The 15779-nt window shown below is 61.0% G+C and carries 18 protein-coding genes; 4 read left to right on the plus strand and 14 right to left on the minus strand.

All coding sequences use genetic code 11. The annotated features are described in order from the left end of the window. Positions 1-4: 4 nt before the first annotated feature. Complete coding sequence (gene rph, locus Q4D83_RS02880; RefSeq protein ID WP_303172765.1) at positions 5-733, minus strand: ribonuclease PH; 729 nt, start codon at positions 731-733, stop codon at positions 5-7. Between rph and Q4D83_RS02885 the strand changes: the two genes are divergently transcribed. Next, positions 732-929, plus strand: coding sequence for a hypothetical protein (locus Q4D83_RS02885; protein WP_303172766.1), 198 nt, complete (start codon positions 732-734; stop codon positions 927-929). The two genes, rph and Q4D83_RS02885, sit on opposite strands and share 2 nt — an antisense overlap. Before the next feature lie 36 nt (positions 930-965). On the opposite strand, the gene Q4D83_RS02890 is transcribed toward Q4D83_RS02885, so the two are convergent. The 11 genes from Q4D83_RS02890 to clpS form a co-directional block, all read right to left on the minus strand. After that, positions 966-1850 (minus strand): hypothetical protein, encoded by an 885-nt coding sequence (locus tag Q4D83_RS02890; protein WP_303172767.1) that lies wholly within the window; start codon positions 1848-1850, stop codon positions 966-968. Then, complete coding sequence (locus Q4D83_RS02895) at positions 1828-2376, minus strand: hypothetical protein (RefSeq protein ID WP_303172769.1); 549 nt, start codon at positions 2374-2376, stop codon at positions 1828-1830. Before Q4D83_RS02895 ends, Q4D83_RS02890 begins: the two co-directional genes overlap by 23 nt. A 43-nt stretch (positions 2377-2419) precedes the next feature. Next, on the minus strand, positions 2420-3190 hold the full coding sequence (locus Q4D83_RS02900) for an MBL fold metallo-hydrolase (RefSeq protein WP_303172772.1): 771 nt from the start codon (positions 3188-3190) through the stop codon (positions 2420-2422). A 61-nt stretch (positions 3191-3251) separates the two neighbouring features. Then, on the minus strand, positions 3252-4049 hold the full coding sequence (murI, locus tag Q4D83_RS02905) for a glutamate racemase (protein ID WP_303172775.1): 798 nt from the start codon (positions 4047-4049) through the stop codon (positions 3252-3254). 18 nt (positions 4050-4067) lie between these two features. After that, complete coding sequence (locus tag Q4D83_RS02910; RefSeq protein ID WP_303172777.1) at positions 4068-4769, minus strand: hypothetical protein; 702 nt, start codon at positions 4767-4769, stop codon at positions 4068-4070. A 110-nt stretch (positions 4770-4879) separates the two neighbouring features. Further along, positions 4880-5437: a hypothetical protein gene (locus tag Q4D83_RS02915; RefSeq protein WP_303172779.1), complete on the minus strand. Its 558-nt coding sequence runs from the start codon at positions 5435-5437 to the stop codon at positions 4880-4882. A gap of 313 nt (positions 5438-5750) precedes the next feature. Next, positions 5751-6554, minus strand: a complete 804-nt coding sequence (locus Q4D83_RS02920; RefSeq protein WP_303172781.1) for a hypothetical protein — start codon at positions 6552-6554, stop codon at positions 5751-5753. After that, the gene (locus Q4D83_RS02925) at positions 6551-7174 is read right to left on the minus strand and encodes a rhomboid family intramembrane serine protease (RefSeq protein WP_303172782.1); all 624 of its coding nucleotides are present in this window, start codon (positions 7172-7174) and stop codon (positions 6551-6553) included. Before Q4D83_RS02925 ends, Q4D83_RS02920 begins: the two co-directional genes overlap by 4 nt. Further along, complete coding sequence (locus Q4D83_RS02930) at positions 7175-8125, minus strand: P1 family peptidase (protein WP_303172783.1); 951 nt, start codon at positions 8123-8125, stop codon at positions 7175-7177. 4 nt (positions 8126-8129) lie between these two features. Beyond that, on the minus strand, positions 8130-8672 hold the full coding sequence (locus tag Q4D83_RS02935; protein ID WP_303172784.1) for a DUF2017 domain-containing protein: 543 nt from the start codon (positions 8670-8672) through the stop codon (positions 8130-8132). Between the two features lie 6 nt (positions 8673-8678). After that, entirely contained in the window at positions 8679-8987 is a 309-nt protein-coding gene (gene clpS / locus Q4D83_RS02940) for an ATP-dependent Clp protease adapter ClpS (RefSeq protein WP_146324472.1), read from the minus strand. 105 nt (positions 8988-9092) lie between these two features. On the opposite strand from clpS, the gene Q4D83_RS02945 reads away from it, so the two are divergent. Beyond that, on the plus strand, positions 9093-10409 hold the full coding sequence (locus tag Q4D83_RS02945; RefSeq protein WP_303172885.1) for a nicotinate phosphoribosyltransferase: 1317 nt from the start codon (positions 9093-9095) through the stop codon (positions 10407-10409). 75 nt (positions 10410-10484) lie between these two features. Here Q4D83_RS02945 and Q4D83_RS02950 read toward each other — a convergent pair whose 3' ends face one another. Further along, a complete protein-coding gene (locus Q4D83_RS02950) occupies positions 10485-11483 on the minus strand; it encodes a hypothetical protein (RefSeq protein WP_303172786.1) in 999 nt (332 codons plus the stop codon). A gap of 131 nt (positions 11484-11614) precedes the next feature. Here Q4D83_RS02950 and Q4D83_RS02955 point away from each other — a divergent pair, with 131 nt between their 5' ends. Beyond that, positions 11615-13552, plus strand: coding sequence for an ATP-dependent DNA helicase (locus Q4D83_RS02955; RefSeq protein ID WP_303172787.1), 1938 nt, complete (start codon positions 11615-11617; stop codon positions 13550-13552). 1 nt (position 13553) lies between these two features. Next, the gene (locus Q4D83_RS02960; RefSeq protein ID WP_303172789.1) at positions 13554-14969 is read left to right on the plus strand and encodes a class I adenylate-forming enzyme family protein; all 1416 of its coding nucleotides are present in this window, start codon (positions 13554-13556) and stop codon (positions 14967-14969) included. Here Q4D83_RS02960 and Q4D83_RS02965 read toward each other — a convergent pair. Next, positions 14966-15715 (minus strand): YwiC-like family protein, encoded by a 750-nt coding sequence (locus Q4D83_RS02965; RefSeq protein WP_303172790.1) that lies wholly within the window; start codon positions 15713-15715, stop codon positions 14966-14968. The two genes, Q4D83_RS02960 and Q4D83_RS02965, sit on opposite strands and share 4 nt — an antisense overlap. Between the last annotated feature and the right edge of the window lie 64 nt (positions 15716-15779).

A 15779-nucleotide genomic window follows, 5' to 3' on the forward strand; every position in this document is an offset into this window, starting at 1 on the left:
GAAACTAACTTTCCAACGCGGCTTTCTGCAGGGCAATAAGTTCGGCACAACCCTTCTCCGCGGCGCCAAGCAACGCCTCGAGTTGCGCGCGGCTAAACGTGTTGTGCTCACCGGTACCTTGGATTTCCACGAACTCCCCGGCAGCAGTCATAATCACGTTCATGTCTACTTCCGCGCGGGAATCCTCTTCGTACGGAAGATCGAGGCACACGGCACCCTCGATAATGCCGACGGACACCGCCGCCACCGGGGGCAATAGCGGATCACCGGAAAGCACGCCGCGGCGCTTGAGTTCGGCCACGGCGTCGGCAAGCGCGACATAGGCACCGGTAATTGCGGCGGTACGCGTACCACCGTCAGCCTGCAACACATCGCAATCGATAGCAATTGTGTTCTCCCCCAGCTGCGTCAAATCAATGGCGGCGCGCAACGATCGACCAACCAGGCGAGAAATCTCGTGGGTGCGGCCCTTGACCTTGCCTTTCATCGACTCCCGAGGCATGCGTTCGTGCGTAGCTGCGGGCAGCATGGAGTACTCCGCCGTCAGCCACCCCTCGCCCGAGCCCAATTTAAACCGAGGAATCCGTTCCTCCACGCTCGCGGTACACATCACGCGGGTATTACCGAATTCCACGAGCACGCTGCCCGCCGGGTTGCTGGTAAAACCCCTGGTAATGGTTACGGGACGGAGTTCGTCGAGAGCGCGGCCGTCGGCGCGAGTAAAAACAGTCATGAACACACAGTACTCCCCCGGCATCTACCCCACTGATGTCCGCCCCTCCGGCGCCGTGCGCGCCGCCTTCGACCAACCCCACATGTCGAATCTGCCTCAGGCAGATTCTCCCGACCCGCGCAGAGCCCCCATTTCCCCAGTTCGCGGGTCCTTGTTAATGAACTCACCGGCCGGCAATCAGGCAGATTCGACATGAGCCACGTTCCACACGAAGCCCGGGAAAACTCGCGCGCTAGGTGGGACACGGATTCAATGGCGCCCATTGGTCGCCGCTGAATTCCGTGTCGAGCATCGGTTGAATGCGGTCAGCAAGCGTGTTCAAAATGTCTTTGCCGGTTTCGTAGCTGCCGTCGTGCGCTCGGACGGCAATTGCGATTGCGAGGTCGCCGTCGCCACGTGGCACCAATGCCATTTGCCGGACTAGGTACTTGCCATCGGGGCCCGGCCCCCAACCCCCTTTAAAGGCCGCGCCTGCAAGGTGGCCAAGCCCGTAACTGTGTTCGGGAACTACGTTTCGCATGGCGGCGAGGATGGGCGCCGCCTCGGATTCGCACCGCCAACCGGCAAGGAAATGTGTTTGCGCGGCCAACCCCCACATCGTTTGCCCGACGATGGAGTATTCGGGTTGAAGTTGTTCGGAAGGCACGTTGGTAGCCGTATCACCGGCCTGGTGGATGACTTCGGTGACGCTTGTTGCCGCTCGATCTGGCGTTCCGAGCGCGTTCCACAACTCATCGGCGGCGGCGTTGTCGGACTCGCTAATCGCGGCGCTGATAAGTGCGGTGGATTCGGGGGTTTGTTCGTTTTGTAGGGCGGCGGTAGCGAGGGGAACTTTTGCGGTGGACCAAGCCGCGCCCTCGCGGAGGTTTCCAAGTTCGGTGGGGCCGTGCGCTCCGAGGATGACTACGCCAACTTCGTGGCCGCGCCGCGTAAGCTCAGCGACCTCACGTGTCAGGGAATCAATGCCGGGGTCGGCGGGGGGACTCGTTTCAGAAGTGGCACTCGGTGGTTCGGCCGTAGTCGGCTGTTGCGGCACGCCAATCGTACACCCGTGCAATACGCTGCACGCCATGAGAACGGCGATAAATTTGAAGCTACTGGATGTATACGTGCGCATCGTTTCCGCCTTGGCAGTGCACTAATTGACCATGTTTTTGGCAATCCATGGTGTACGTTTGACCAGTCACTGGCGAAAACGCCTCCACGGTATGCGGAGTATCCGGGGCTGTGCTGTAGCGCGCCAAGTACGCAACATGCACGTTGGTGGCAAACGCGTCTGAAGTAGCCCCCGATTTGTACAGGTTTTGCAGTTTCCCTGGGGGTGCGTTTCGCAGCGCGCTGTCATTGACGGGGAACGCATCGGCCGGCAGGTTGACCGCCTGATTCACCTCTGATTTCGCGGACTCCGAAGCGTTTGGCGCGGTCGCAGCAGGCGCCGTGGGAGCGAGAGGTGCGGACGTTGAGGTGTGCGGGGTTGCGCCGGTCACGGCGTTAATAAGCTCGTCGCTGGAACTGAAAAAATAGTAACGGCCAATGTATACACCCAGGCCGAGAAATATCGCGCCAAACACGGCGATGATGCCCACGATGAGGAGTCGAAACGGGTGCGGGGATTGTTGCTGCGGGTAGTTCTGGTAGCTCACAATGCAGCCTTTCGTAGCTTTCCTCGGCCGATAAGCCAACCAATTACGGAATCAGAAACTCCATGCCGGGCTGCCCGATGGTAACTTTGCCGTCGAACTCAGCTTCGGCCGCAGCTTTAGCGCCAGCGGGGTCGCCCCATGGCGGAATGTGCACGAGCACGAGTTCGCGGACCCCGGCGGCTTGGGCGAGCCGACCAGCTTCCGCCCCAGACATGTGAATGTTTGGCGCCATGCCGTCGCTGCTGGCACCCCAGGTCGCTTCGCATAGGAAGAGATCTGCAGCCGCGGCACATTCGATCAGGTCTTCGGAGTAAGCGGCGTCGCCAGAATATGCGAGCACAGCGCCGGTATGGGGTTCCACGATGCGCAAGGCGTAGGACTCGATCGGATGCAATGTTGGGTACGGGGTAATGCGCAACCTGTCCACGATTTCGGATTGTCGCGGCACCCAATGCGTGAAGGCAAAGGTATCGGACATGTCGTCGATTTCGCCGTTGCCTTCGCCGGACAGCAGCCCCATCCGCTCGGGGGTTTCAGCGGGCCCGATGCACAGGTGGCGTTGGGTGGCGCGCGCCTCGGGATGGTAGCGGCGCCACACCAGCAGAGACGGAAAATCGAGGCAGTGGTCTGGATGGAGGTGGCTCAACACTACGTGAGCGTCGGACGGGTTTTGCACGGATTGCGCGCTGGCCAGCACACCAGGGCCGATATCCATGATTACCGACGGAGCGTTGTCCACTGAAAGGAGGTAGCCGGAGGCAGGATTGCCGGGGGCGCTCAAACTGCCGCTACACCCGAGAATGGTCAACTTCATATGGTTACTTTGCCACGAATCCCCGAAATGGCGTATTGAAACGCTGCGGAAGCCGCGAAGATTACATCCCCTCCAATAAACTAACCTCCGTCACATGCGGGCCCAAGAAACGTTCGGCAAGTTGCGCGAACCTCGCGGGATCGCCCGTAGATTCGAAACTTCTCGACGCCACGTCATCCTCCCCGGCCAGCATATCTTGCTCGCTCAACACCCGCAGGACATCCTTGGCGGTTTCTTCAGCACTGGATACGAGCGTGATACTGTCCCCCATAGCCAATTGGATCACCCCCGTTAGGAGGGGGTAGTGGGTGCACCCCAAAACGAGCGTGTCCACGCCTTCGGCTTGCAGGGGTTCCACGTATGCCTGCGCCACCCCCAGAATCTGCCTTCCGGAGGTGATGCCGCGTTCCACAAAGTCCACAAAGCTTGGGCACGCTTGGGCGAACGCTTGTACGTTGGGAGCCTCCGCGAACAAGTGTTGGTAGCTGCCCGAATTCACCGTCCCCACCGTACCAATCACACCTATTTTCCCGTTGCGGGTCGTGGCGATTGCGCGCCGCACCGCGGGTTGGATCACGCCGAGAATCGGGACGTCGTAACGCGTGCGAGCCTCGTCCAAAAACGCCGCCGTAGCGGTATTACAAGCGATAACGATGAGTTTGCAGCCGCGTCGAACAAGCTCATCCGTGAGCCTCGCGGCGTGCGCGCGTACGGTTTCCATGGGCAGCGGACCATACGGCGCGTGGGCGGTATCACCGATATACACGATCGATTCGTGCGGCAACTGATCGACGATCGCCCGCGCCACCGTCAACCCACCGACACCAGAATCGAAAATACCAATAGGCGCATTCTTCACGCCCACCATCGTAGCCAGCTACGCAATGTACACGTGCGCGCCTACCCCACCCTGACAATGCACGTACGAACCTTCATCCTTGCATTTCATCTCGTACGTTTTGCCGGTCACCGGGCTTTTCGCCGTCACGGTGTGCACATCCGTCGGCGGTTTCGCGTACTCCTCTAGGTACTTCTGATGCACAGCGTTCGCAAACTCGTCCGAGGTATCGCCAGACTTATACAAGTTCACCAAATACCCAGCCTCCGCGCCGGATTGCGCGGCGCTGTTCACTGGGGTCGCCGCGTCCGGCAGATTCGCCTTCGCTGGCCGCGACCCGGGTGCCGCCCCCGGCGTCGGCTTCTCCGAACTGCTTTTCGACGTCGTGGCGCTCGACGTAGTGCTGGAAGTTTTCCGTTCGCTCGTGGCCTCTGAAGCAGCCGTGGTCTCCGCAGCAGAAGAAGTGGTGTTATCCAGGGCGGAAATCGGCGGCTCACTCATGGTCTTGTACGCCAAAAACGCCGCACTGGCCAGGATAATAAACACCAGCACCGTGACGATTACCAGCACCATGAGCATCGGACTGCGCTGCTTTTCGGCGTAGTACGGTTGCTGCGAATCATCCTCCCAATAGCCTTGCGGCTGAGCGTTATACGATTCCACGCGATCGAACTGCATAGTGGGTTCGTTGTCGCCCTGATCCCAATATTGGTTTGACGGTGGATATCCATTGGTTGTCATCGCTGCATCCTGTCCCACATCTCAGCCTGAAAGCTAGCTACAGCTATGAGTAGACCTGACGAAAAACAGCTTGGCAAGCCCATAGATTTCAGGCTCCCCCACCACCGAAATCACGCGATATAGATATAACGATTCCCTGGGGCGACGCATCGAACATAGGAGGAGAAATCGCGGCAGTGTAGCTCGGCGAAGTCGTCTGCGGCGTCGTCAAACACGAGGAGCAAATGGTCCCCCGTAGGCGGCTCCGAATACAAAGACACATATTCGTACTGGGTTTCTATAGCGAACTCGTCGGACGCAGGGCCAGACTTATACACGTTAAACAAGTTCCCCGCCGGGTGATTCTGCTTCGCCGCAACATTCACCGGCTGCGCCTCCGGAGGCAATTTCGCAACAGTAGGCCGACCTAAATCCTCGATCCGCTGGCCGAAATCTTCCGCAGGTGAATCAACCTCTCGGCCCTCACCCTGCCGCTCCTGCCCGGAAATCTCAGCAACATGTTCCGTCCCGGGGCGATTACCAAAAATATAGAGCGCCGCCGCGGAGGAAAAGATCGCCAGCCCAAACACCAGCACTCCCAAAAACACCAACATGCCGTTCGAGCGTTGAGGCGCCTCTTCAAATCCTTGCTCGAAATTTTGCTCCGCCGCCGGAAACGCGCCCGGCACATCATAACCAGCATCAACGTAACCCTGCGGGTCGACGTACCCGTGAGGGTCAACGTAACCATGCGGATACCCCTGCTGCCACTGCTCGTAATAGATGTACTAAGGTTGCGTGGCGGGCGGAAAGTACGTCGTGGGTTCTTCTTCTTGCGGCTGTTCCTGCGAACTCACGATGTGCCCCTTTTTTTACCTCACCGCCGACCATGTGCCACGCCGACATTAATCACCACTGAAAACTCTGGGAACATTGTGCCATGAGCATCCGTGTATGGGCATATCGCCCGCTACCACCGCTACCGAGGTGCCGGCCGCGAAGCTACACGATGTAGATTTTTTCACCCGCGGCGGTAGTGCATTTGACGTAGCTTCCGGTGTCGTTACAGGATACGTCTACTTCTCCCCTGCCTGAGACGTTGATGGAGAGATAGTGTTCGCCACGCGGGGGTTCGAATCCTGGCCATTTGGTGCGGTATTCGGTTTGCACCAGCAGCGCCATTTCTTCGGTGGCGCCGTCTGCGACATACAGGTTGAACAGCATCCCGTTTTTGTAGCCCGTGCGTGCAAATAGGTTTGCGGGTGTCGCGTCGTCAGGCAGGTCCACGTCGGTGGGCCGAGACCCGTATCCGTCATCGGAGTTGACGCTGGTATCTTCCGGCGGGCTCTCCGCGTCAGAGGTAATTGGTAAGTCTTCACCAATGGAATCTCCGGCGCCGTCGTTGGCGGATTCACCGTTGGTTTCGCTGGTGGATTCTCCGAACGGTTGTTGGTTTGGGAAGCCGGCGTACAGGAAATAGGCGGACACGCCGAGGAGGAGCCCGAGTACCAGCACCAAGGACATCACGAGGATCCACAGCCCGGTGTTTTGCCTGGAGGGGCGCTGGTAGGCGGGTTGTTCACCGGTATCTGGGCCGTAGTGTTGGCGGTAGTCCCCCTCGTCGTGGTGCTCCTCGGCGTGATGGCCACCGAGGGGGTTGCCGTAGGGCACAGGGCTGAAATGCTCAGTGGGTGGATCAACTTCAGGCCCGGCCCCCCAACCGACCTCTGGGCGTGCTTGCGCGATCCATTCGGTGGGTTGGTCGCCACCGCCCCCGGCACCCCCGGCGCTGCCTTGTCGGCTCATGCGCCCACCTGGTGTTGCAGGGCTCGAGGTCGGGGCTTGGGGTCGTCCGAGGTAATGAACCAGCCTGCGAAGGCGCCACCGATTCCGCCAAACAGGTGCCCTTGCCAGCTAATACCCGGCGTTCCGGGGATCACGCCCCAGATGTAGTAGGAATACGCTCCTGCGAGCACAACCCCGAGGAGGATTTGGGTGAAGCTGCGGTTGGCCACACCTCGAATGACTAGGTAGGCGAACCAACCGTAGATGAGCCCGGATGCCCCAATGTGGTTGGTGCCGAAGCCGCCGAGCACCCACGTGCCTAGCCCCGCGACAACCATGCTGATCAGCGTGACCTCCCAGAATACCCGTCTGCCAGATAGCCCGATGAGGAAGACGAATACCGCACCGGGCATGCTGTTGCCTATGAGGTGGTTGACGTCGGCGTGCAGGAAGGGCGCGGTGAAGATGCCGGTGAGTCCGGACAAGTCAAGCGGGTGGATGCCGTGGTATTTCAGGGCGCCGCCACTGGCGAAGTCGAATAGGAACACGGCCCAGATCACCACCAGGTAGCCGATGGCGAGTGCGAACGCGTTGAACACGCGGCGGGTGCCGTGGTGCAGCGGGTGTGTGGCTGTGGTCATCTAAGTAGCCTCCAGAGCAATGTCTCGGTAGCACGTGAGCCCGTATCCGGGGGATGCGGAAGTCACGGCGTCGATAATAGCCGCGTGCACAACTTCTGCGGCGGCGCTGGAGAGTTGCACCATGTCTTCGAGCCCTACGCCCGCCGGTTCACCCGTAGAAAGCGCAAAGAGGGTGTCGCCATCGAGTGGGGAGTGTGCGGGGCGGATGGCGCGTGCCAGGCCGTCGTGGGCGACCATTGCGAGGCGTTTGGCTTGCTGCTTAGTGACCGGCGCATCCGTTGCCACGACGCCGATGGTGGTGTTGAGCTTCGTGGCAAGGGGACGTAGCGCGGCGAATGCGGCGAGGTCGACGGGGGCGACATCAGCGCCCCACAGCGAACCATCCCGCCTATCGACGACCGCCCCTACCGGATTCGCCACCACCCCCGCCGCCACCACGCAATCCCCCTCCGAAATTCGAATGCGCGTACTGGCTTGACCGAAGCCACCACGCAACACCCCAGCGGTGGCGCCGCACCCGGCACCGATGCTGCCGGAGCCGTTGTCCGGCACGTGATCGAGAGCGGCGGCGACGGCCTGCCTGCCGTCCTCGGCGGTAGGTCGGTGTAGCGGATCCCCCACGAGGAGATCGAAAATAACGGCGGCCGGAACAATTGGCACGATGATGTCCCCGACGACTGGAAACCCAATGCCGCGCTGCTCAAGTTCCCGCATAACGCCGTCGGCGGCGGCGAGCCCGTAGGCGGATCCACCGGACAGCGTAATCGCATGTACTTGCTGCACCGTGTTGTGGGGTTCCAACAGGTCGGTTTCCCGGGTGCCGGGGCCGCCGCCGCGCACATCCACCGCGGCGGTCGCGCCGGTTGGCGCCACCACCACCGTCACCCCGGTGTCGCCGAGGCTGGTGTGCCCGACATGGAGGCCGGGGACGTCGGTAAGCAAACCCGCCATGGGCCTACGCCCCCATCATGGCGTTGAGCAGGGACTCCTCGTTGTACGCCAGCCAGTTCAGCACGTTTTCGCGGTCCTGCTCCATGGCTTCGCCGCCGGTAAGTTCCCCGGAGGCGATGTACAGGCGAATGTCGTTAAGCCCGTACAGCCACGCCTGGGCTTCTTCTTCGCTGGCGGTAACGGACACGCCGCCGTCCGGCCCGAGCGCGTACGCAATAACCTGAAGGTTTTCTAGTTTGGCACGGCAGATATCGTTTTCGTGCAGGGAACGCAGCAACGCATTGTCCCCCTCATACTCCTCGTCGCCTTCGCGTTCGAAATCCGGGAGGAGGCGGGCGAGCGACGGATCCTGCGGCGGTTCCTTGTGCCCACTCGGCATGCCGGTGAGCTCCGCGAGATCGTCTTTCGGCGCGGTCCGGCAGCGTTGGATCAACGCCTCCGCAACCATCGCCGCGTATTCGCCGAGGACCTCACGCTCCATCGGGTCGAACGTGGCCACATATTTTGGGGCCCTCATCAGCCCTTTCTTTTTCCGCCATAGTGCCATTGTGTATTACCCAGCCTGTTGCATAGTGGCCCAAAGGCCAGCGACCTGCAGCTTCTTTACGTCTGCCTCTACCTTGTCACGTTCCCCCGAACTGACTGCCGCTTTGCCTTCGGTGTGCACTTGCATCATCAATTCGTGGGCGCGTTTCTTGTCATATCCTAAAACGGTGTGGAACACGTAGGCGACATAGCTCATGAGGTTGACGGGATCATCCCATACGATGCACATCCAGGGCAGGTTTTCGCTCGTGGCAACGTCCACTTCGATCTGCTCATCAAGGTCCGGCATCGCCATAGGGGCGGACGGAGTACTCATCGCGTTCATGTGGACTAGATTAGTGGGTCGATACATTTCGTGCTGTGCACCACCGGCTTAGCGTCTACGATGGGAGGCGTGAATAACGCCACAAGTGCATCTTCTTTGCCCCCGAACCGCTCGAGCGCACTGCTCACCGATAAGTATGAGCTGACTATGTTGCAAGCTTCGTTAGCCGATGGCACCGCGCACCGGCAGTGTAGCTTCGAGGTGTTCGGGCGGCGGTTGCCCAACGAACGCCGCTATGGGGTAGTGGCTGGGACCGCGCGCGTGTTGCGCGCCGTACAAGACTTCGTGTTTACGGAACAACAGCTCGCAGATCTCGACTTCCTCAATGAGGAAACCTTGGAATACCTGCGAAACTACCGCTTCCGTGGCCATATTGACGGCTACCGGGAAGGCGAATTGTATTTCCCGTATTCACCGGTGCTCACCGTGCGCGGCACGTTTGCCGAATGCGTGATCCTAGAAACCGTCGTGTTGTCCATTATGAACGCGGATTCCGCCGTGGCCACCGCCGCGGCCCGCATGGTGACGGCGGCGGACGGCCGGCCGATCATCGAAATGGGGTCGCGCCGCACCCACGAATACGCCGCGGTAAGCGCCTCCCGCGCCGCCTACCTCGCAGGATTCGACGCAACTTCCAACCTCGAGGCCGCCTACCGGTACGGCATTCCAGCATCCGGCACGTCGGCGCACTCGTGGACGCTCCTGCACGTCAACGACGATGGCACCCCGAACGAGGAGGCCGCATTCCGCAGCCAAGTTGCGGCGCTCGGGGTGGATACGACGCTGTTGGTGGACACGTACGACATTGCCCGCGGCGTCGATACTGCCATTCGGGTGGCGGGCCCCGAGCTCGGCGGCGTGCGCATCGACTCCGGCGACCTTGGCGTACTCACCCGCCAAGTACGGCAACAGCTCGACGACCTCGGCGCACACAACACGAAAATTGTCGTCTCCTCAGACCTCGACGAATTCACCATTGCCGGGCTTCGCGGCGACCCCATCGACGTCTTCGGTGTAGGCACCTCTGTGGTCAACGGTTCCGGCGCGCCGACGGCAGGCATGGTGTACAAACTCGTTGAGGTTGACGGCCTGCCCGTGGCGAAACGCTCCCGAAATAAAAAGAGCGTCGGCGGGGCAAAGCGAGCATTACGTGCACACCGCAGCTCCGGAACCGCCGTCGAGGAAATCGTCTACCCGTTTACTGCCGAACAACCCAACATTGGCACCCTGCACGCCACCGAACTTACCGTCCCCCTGATTCGCGACGGCGCGATTGTCGACGGCCTGCCCACGCTGACGGACTCCCGCGACTACCTGGCCAAACAATTGGTGACCCTCCCTTGGGAAGGCCTGGCCCTGTCCCGCGACGAGCCCGTGCTCAATACTCGGTTCGTAGGATTCGAATCGAAATAGGTTGTCGGATCGGGGTTCACGCGGGCGGCAGGTTGCGTGGGCGGCGGTGTATCGCCCCTGTGGGTGGCGCGCAACCTACTCGGAGCCGCCCGCCGCGCCCTTTGCCTTCCTTCCGCCTCGCAGTGCGCTCACCATAGTGATCCCAAACCCGGCAATACCGAATCCCAACCAGATCAATAATGCCGTTCCAACATAATCCCACACATACGGAATGTCTTTACCGGCGTCCGCATACTCGAACCCAATCCCCCACGCCACGATCATGTAATAGTATGCCCCGGTTGCCACAGCGAAGCACGCGCCGATCGCGGCCCGCCGACTTGGGGTCGCTTCGCGGCTCACAATCAGCCCGAACAAAACGGCGATTACCACCACCGGCGCGGTAACCCAGAACCACAATGGCGACCAGCTCACGATCGCGAGCGCGACCCAGGCAAGTAGCCCCCAACCTAAGCCGCGTTCGCCGACGAAGCCGCCTACAGCATCGGCGCCGCGGAGTTTCAGCGCGTGCCAGGTTGCACTTTTAGCAATCCGCGTCCGTTCCGCCGACCCTTCGGCTGCGGCGAAGCGCGCGTACCATTGGCCACCCCGCCCTCTTGGCATAAACTTTCGAGCGGCAGCCATCCAATAGAACGCTCTTTCGCCACGTTGCTCCGCCGCCACATCGCCCGCGATTGAAAGATGCATCATCGCCGCGATACACACCACGAAACACACGGTCGGCCCCATAAGCTGCACCCGCACGTCGACGACTTCCAGCCAGCCGACCATGGACCACAGCGGATTCAGCGCCACCGTAGCGATAAGGAAACTCACCGCCAATACGCTTCTCCACACCGCGGGCAGCCCTCGCCCCGTCACAATCGCCGCCAGCACTATTGGGATAAGCAGCGGATATAGCAGTGGGAGCCACCAAATCGAGGCGATCATCCACCACACGAGAGCGCCGATTAAAATGCCGCTTTGCCCCAGCAGCCACTTGCGGAAGCTAGCAAAGCCCTGACCGATCAATCGCCGCACGCCGATCCTACGCGCACGCATTACGTATTTGTTGTTGCCAACTTGGTGCATCATGTCGGTTCCCTTTCGCCGCGCCGGCCTCATTCACCCACTAACCCCGCTGGAAGGCCATTGTTGCAGCTGCAAGCTTTACAATGTGGTAGCGCCTTACCCACTGATACCCATTGATTGCAGAAAGCTTGCCGATGACCGACCAGCCACCCGCGCCTTCGACCGCGGACATGCTCAGCGCGGCCGTCGAAAGTATCGGCGGACAGGCACGTGCCGGCCAGGAACGGATGGCGCACGCGGTCGCGCAGGCGCTGGAAACAGAACGGCATCTCGCGGTGCAGGCGGGCACAGGCACGGGAAAATCGCTCGCGTATTTGATTCCGGCGATTCGGCACGCGCAAGCAACAAATTCAACGGTGGTAGTTTCCACGGCAACCATCGCATTGCAGCGGCAGCTGGTTGATCGCGACCTCCCCCAGCTTGCCGACGCCCTCGAACCACTGCTGTCGCGCCGCCCCACGTTCGCAATTCTGAAGGGGCGTTCGAATTACTTGTGCAAAAACAAGCTGACGCGGGACGAGGATTTCGAGGACGCACTCATTGCGGAAAAAGACGTTTCCTGGCTTGGCAAGCACATTCGCCGATTGCACGAATGGGCGAATGAAACCGCGACCGGAGATCGGGACACCCTCGAACCCGGCGTGCCGGATCTAGCGTGGCGTCAGGTCAGCGTGTCGGCGAAGGAATGTTTGGGGGCCACGCGATGCCCGGCCGGGGAGGAGTGTTTTGGCGAACAGGCCCGGCGCGAAGCTCGCCAAGTCGACGTTGTGGTGACCAATCACGCCCTGCTGGCCATCGATGCGCTCGCGGATGTTGATGTCCTCCCACTTCACGACGCCGTCATCGTGGATGAGGCACACGAGCTGGATGGCAGAATCACGGCGGTGGCGACCTCCGAAATCACCGTAGCTTCGCTCAAGCTTGCGGCAAAGCGGGCCTCGAAAATCGGGGCGGAAAATAAAGTTGCGGACCTTGCGGAAGACCTCAAAATCGCGCTCGATTCCGCGCGCGAGGGCCGCTGGGAGCGGCTGCCTGCCGGCATGGACGGGCCGTTAGTGGCGCTCCGGGACGCACTGTGGTCCTTAAAGCTGGAGGTGTCGCGTTCCCCCGACGGTGAGGCCGTCAACGACCCGGATCGCCACGCCGAGCGCGTGGCGCTGGGGAATCATCTTGTGGACCTGCACGATAGTTTCGTCCGCATCCTCGAGGTATTTTCGCAAGCCGACCCCGCACAACACCGCGACGTGGTTTGGTTGGATGACGGCACGTTGCGGGTGGCACCGCTTTCTGTTGCCGGTCTGCTGCACACCCGCCTGTTTTCTGAAAAGACGGTGATACTCACTTCCGCCACGCTCAGCCTAGGCGGTAACTTTCAAGCGATGGCCACCACTTGGGGATTGCCCCACGGCTCCTGGGATGCGCTGGATGTGGGTACCCCCTTTGACCCAGCAACGTCAGGCATTTTATACGCTGCGAAACACCTTCCCGAACCTGGGCGCGACGGTCTCCCACCCGAAACTCTGGACGAAATCTACGAGCTGATCATGGCCGCCGGCGGGCGCACGCTGGGGCTATTTTCCTCCAAGCGCGCGGCGGTACAGGCGACCGATGCGATGCGAGATCGCCTGCCCTTTGACGTGTTGTGTCAAGGCGACGATTCCACCGGCGCGCTCGTCGAACAATTCTCCAAAAACGAGAACACATGTTTGTTCGGCACATTGAGCTTGTGGCAGGGCGTAGATGTACCGGGTCGCTCCTGCTCGCTCGTGATAATCGACCGCATCCCCTTCCCCCGCCCCGACGATCCCTTGCTTCAATCTCGAAAAAAGGCCGCCGACGCCGCTGGGCGTAATGGCTTTATGGAAATCTCCGCCACCCACGCCGCCCTCCTGCTAGCGCAGGGTGCGGGCCGATTGTTGCGCAAGACGACGGACCGAGGTGTGGTCGCAATCCTGGACCGCAGAATCATCACCAAGCGTTACGGCGGGTTTTTCCTCTCCTCCCTGCCCCCGTTTTGGCGCACGACCGACCCTGCCGTGGTACGCGGCGCTTTGACCCGACTCGTTGGTTAACATGCATCGCCCAAACTGCTCACTACCTGAACTTTTATTCGATCGCCAGCTGCCGAATAAGACGGCAATGATCGACGCACACCGCACCGTAACCTACACCGAACTCGCCGCGGAAGTCTCCCGCATCGCCGCTGGACTTCGCGCACGTGGCGTCCAGCCCGGCGACGTCATTGCCCTGCGTCTAGACAACAGTATCGACTATGCCTCGGCATTCCATGGCGCCCTGACCTGCGGCGCAACAATAACACCGGTGGCATCCTACGCCACCGAAACGGATGTTGCAGCCCAGCTCGCGCTCACAAACTCCAAACTTCTTTTCGACGCCGCGTTATTCGAGCAGCTGCGCAACTTCCCCGAATCTTGGGCTGGCGTCTATCCTGCTGCGGACCGCATCGCGTGCCTGCCGTTGAGTTCCGGCACGACGGGTGCCCCGAAAGCCGTCGAACTCACGCATGCAAACCTCGTGGCAAACACCATCCAGTTTTCGCAAGCCGTGCCGATCACAAGCGAGGACACCTGCCTAGCGGTGCTGCCGCTCACCCATATTTATGGTTTGACTGCGCTCATGAACACCCCGCTGCTGTTGGGCGCCACGGTAGTGGCGCAGAATTTCGCCGTGGAATCGTTCCTCGACGCTCACCAACGGCACCGCGTCACAGCCACGTTTATCGCCCCACCCTTGGCGCGCTTACTGGCCACACACCCAGATGTGGATCGCACTGACTTTTCGCACTTACGCGTCATCGTATCGGGGGCGGCGGCACTGCACCCGAGCATTGGCGCGGCCGCTGAGCGCCGCGTGCAGGCGAAAATCTACCAGGGCTACGGCATGAGCGAAGCGTCCCCGGTCACGCACATCGCACAACACCACGACACCCCGTTGGACTCCATCGGCTCGCCGTTGCCGGACACTGAGGTGCGAATCGTTGACCCGGAGACCTTGCTGGACACCGACGGCGTAGGCGAATTGTGGATCCGCGGCCCGCAGGTCATGCGGGGTTATTTGGGCGACCCCGAAGCGACCTCCCACACCATTGTCGCCGGTGGTTGGTTGCGCACCGGGGATCTCGCGCGCCGCGCAGGCCACAACTACTTCATTGTGGATCGCCTCAAAGACCTTATCCTCTCCCACGGGTTCCAAGTTTCGCCCGTCAAGCTAGAAACACTGTTGCTCGACTGCCCGGGCGTGCAAGATTGCGCCGTGGTGCGTGGTTACTCCGACTCCGGCGAGGAACATCCAGTCGCCGTGATCGTGGGGGACGCCAGCGAACACCATGTAATGAATTTCATGGCTGAACGCGTCAACCGATACGAACAAATCCGCGAAGTGCGGTACGTCCCTTCGATCCCGCGATCTGCCGCCGGCAAGACCCTGCGGCGGGCCCTCGCCGAGGACTTTCAACCGCCATCCGCCTAAAGTGCCAACAACACGCACACCAAGGCAATGGTGGAAAACAATTCCCCAATCCCGACGTCCCGCGGCCGCCACGTCCTACCGCGGCCAGCAGAGTACGGCATCCACCATGCCCGCAGCGCATAGGCACCGAAGATCACCACGGCCCACCACGGCGCAAACCCGAACCAGGCCAGCGCCCCCACGACCAGCACGCACAGCAGGTGGTACAGCACGGAACCAACCAACCAATGCTGGTCGCCCTTCTTCCGAATGAGGGTTTTCACGTACGGAATCGTCCCGCAAAAATACATCGCCGTAATCAATGTGTGCGGCCACACATCGCCCGCCGCTGCGCCACCAGCCACAGCCGTCACCGGTAGCATCGCGCTGCTGGCAAGCACGGTGGAGATTCCGGAGGCCAGGGAGCGGGGGCGGCGTCGATAAGCTTCCCACACCGCAATCGCAACTAACGGCGCAAACACAGGCGCGAACCATAGCAAGGATGGGCGAAACGCTAGCGTCGCAATGCTCGCCACTATCGACGTCCCGCCATACACCGCCAACGCGGGAACATACCGGCGCCGCCGCGGCCCCCGCACCTTCAGCAACAACGAGAGTGCGAAAAACGCGAAGTAGCCGGCCATCCACGCGACAAACAACGGAACCTGCAGCCAGGCCGGGTAGAACAATGAGCCCATCAACACAGGCACCAACACCATGACCCACGCACCATGCTGGTCTGGCACCCAGCCGCGGTTCTTTCTCATACAATTACCACCGAAAAATCCGTATATAATGCTGTGGCTAGTGTAGCGCGTGCACGAGCTAGGC

Source organism: Corynebacterium sp. (genome assembly GCF_030532715.1).
In the GTDB taxonomy this organism is placed as follows: Bacteria; Actinomycetota; Actinomycetes; order Mycobacteriales; family Mycobacteriaceae; genus Corynebacterium.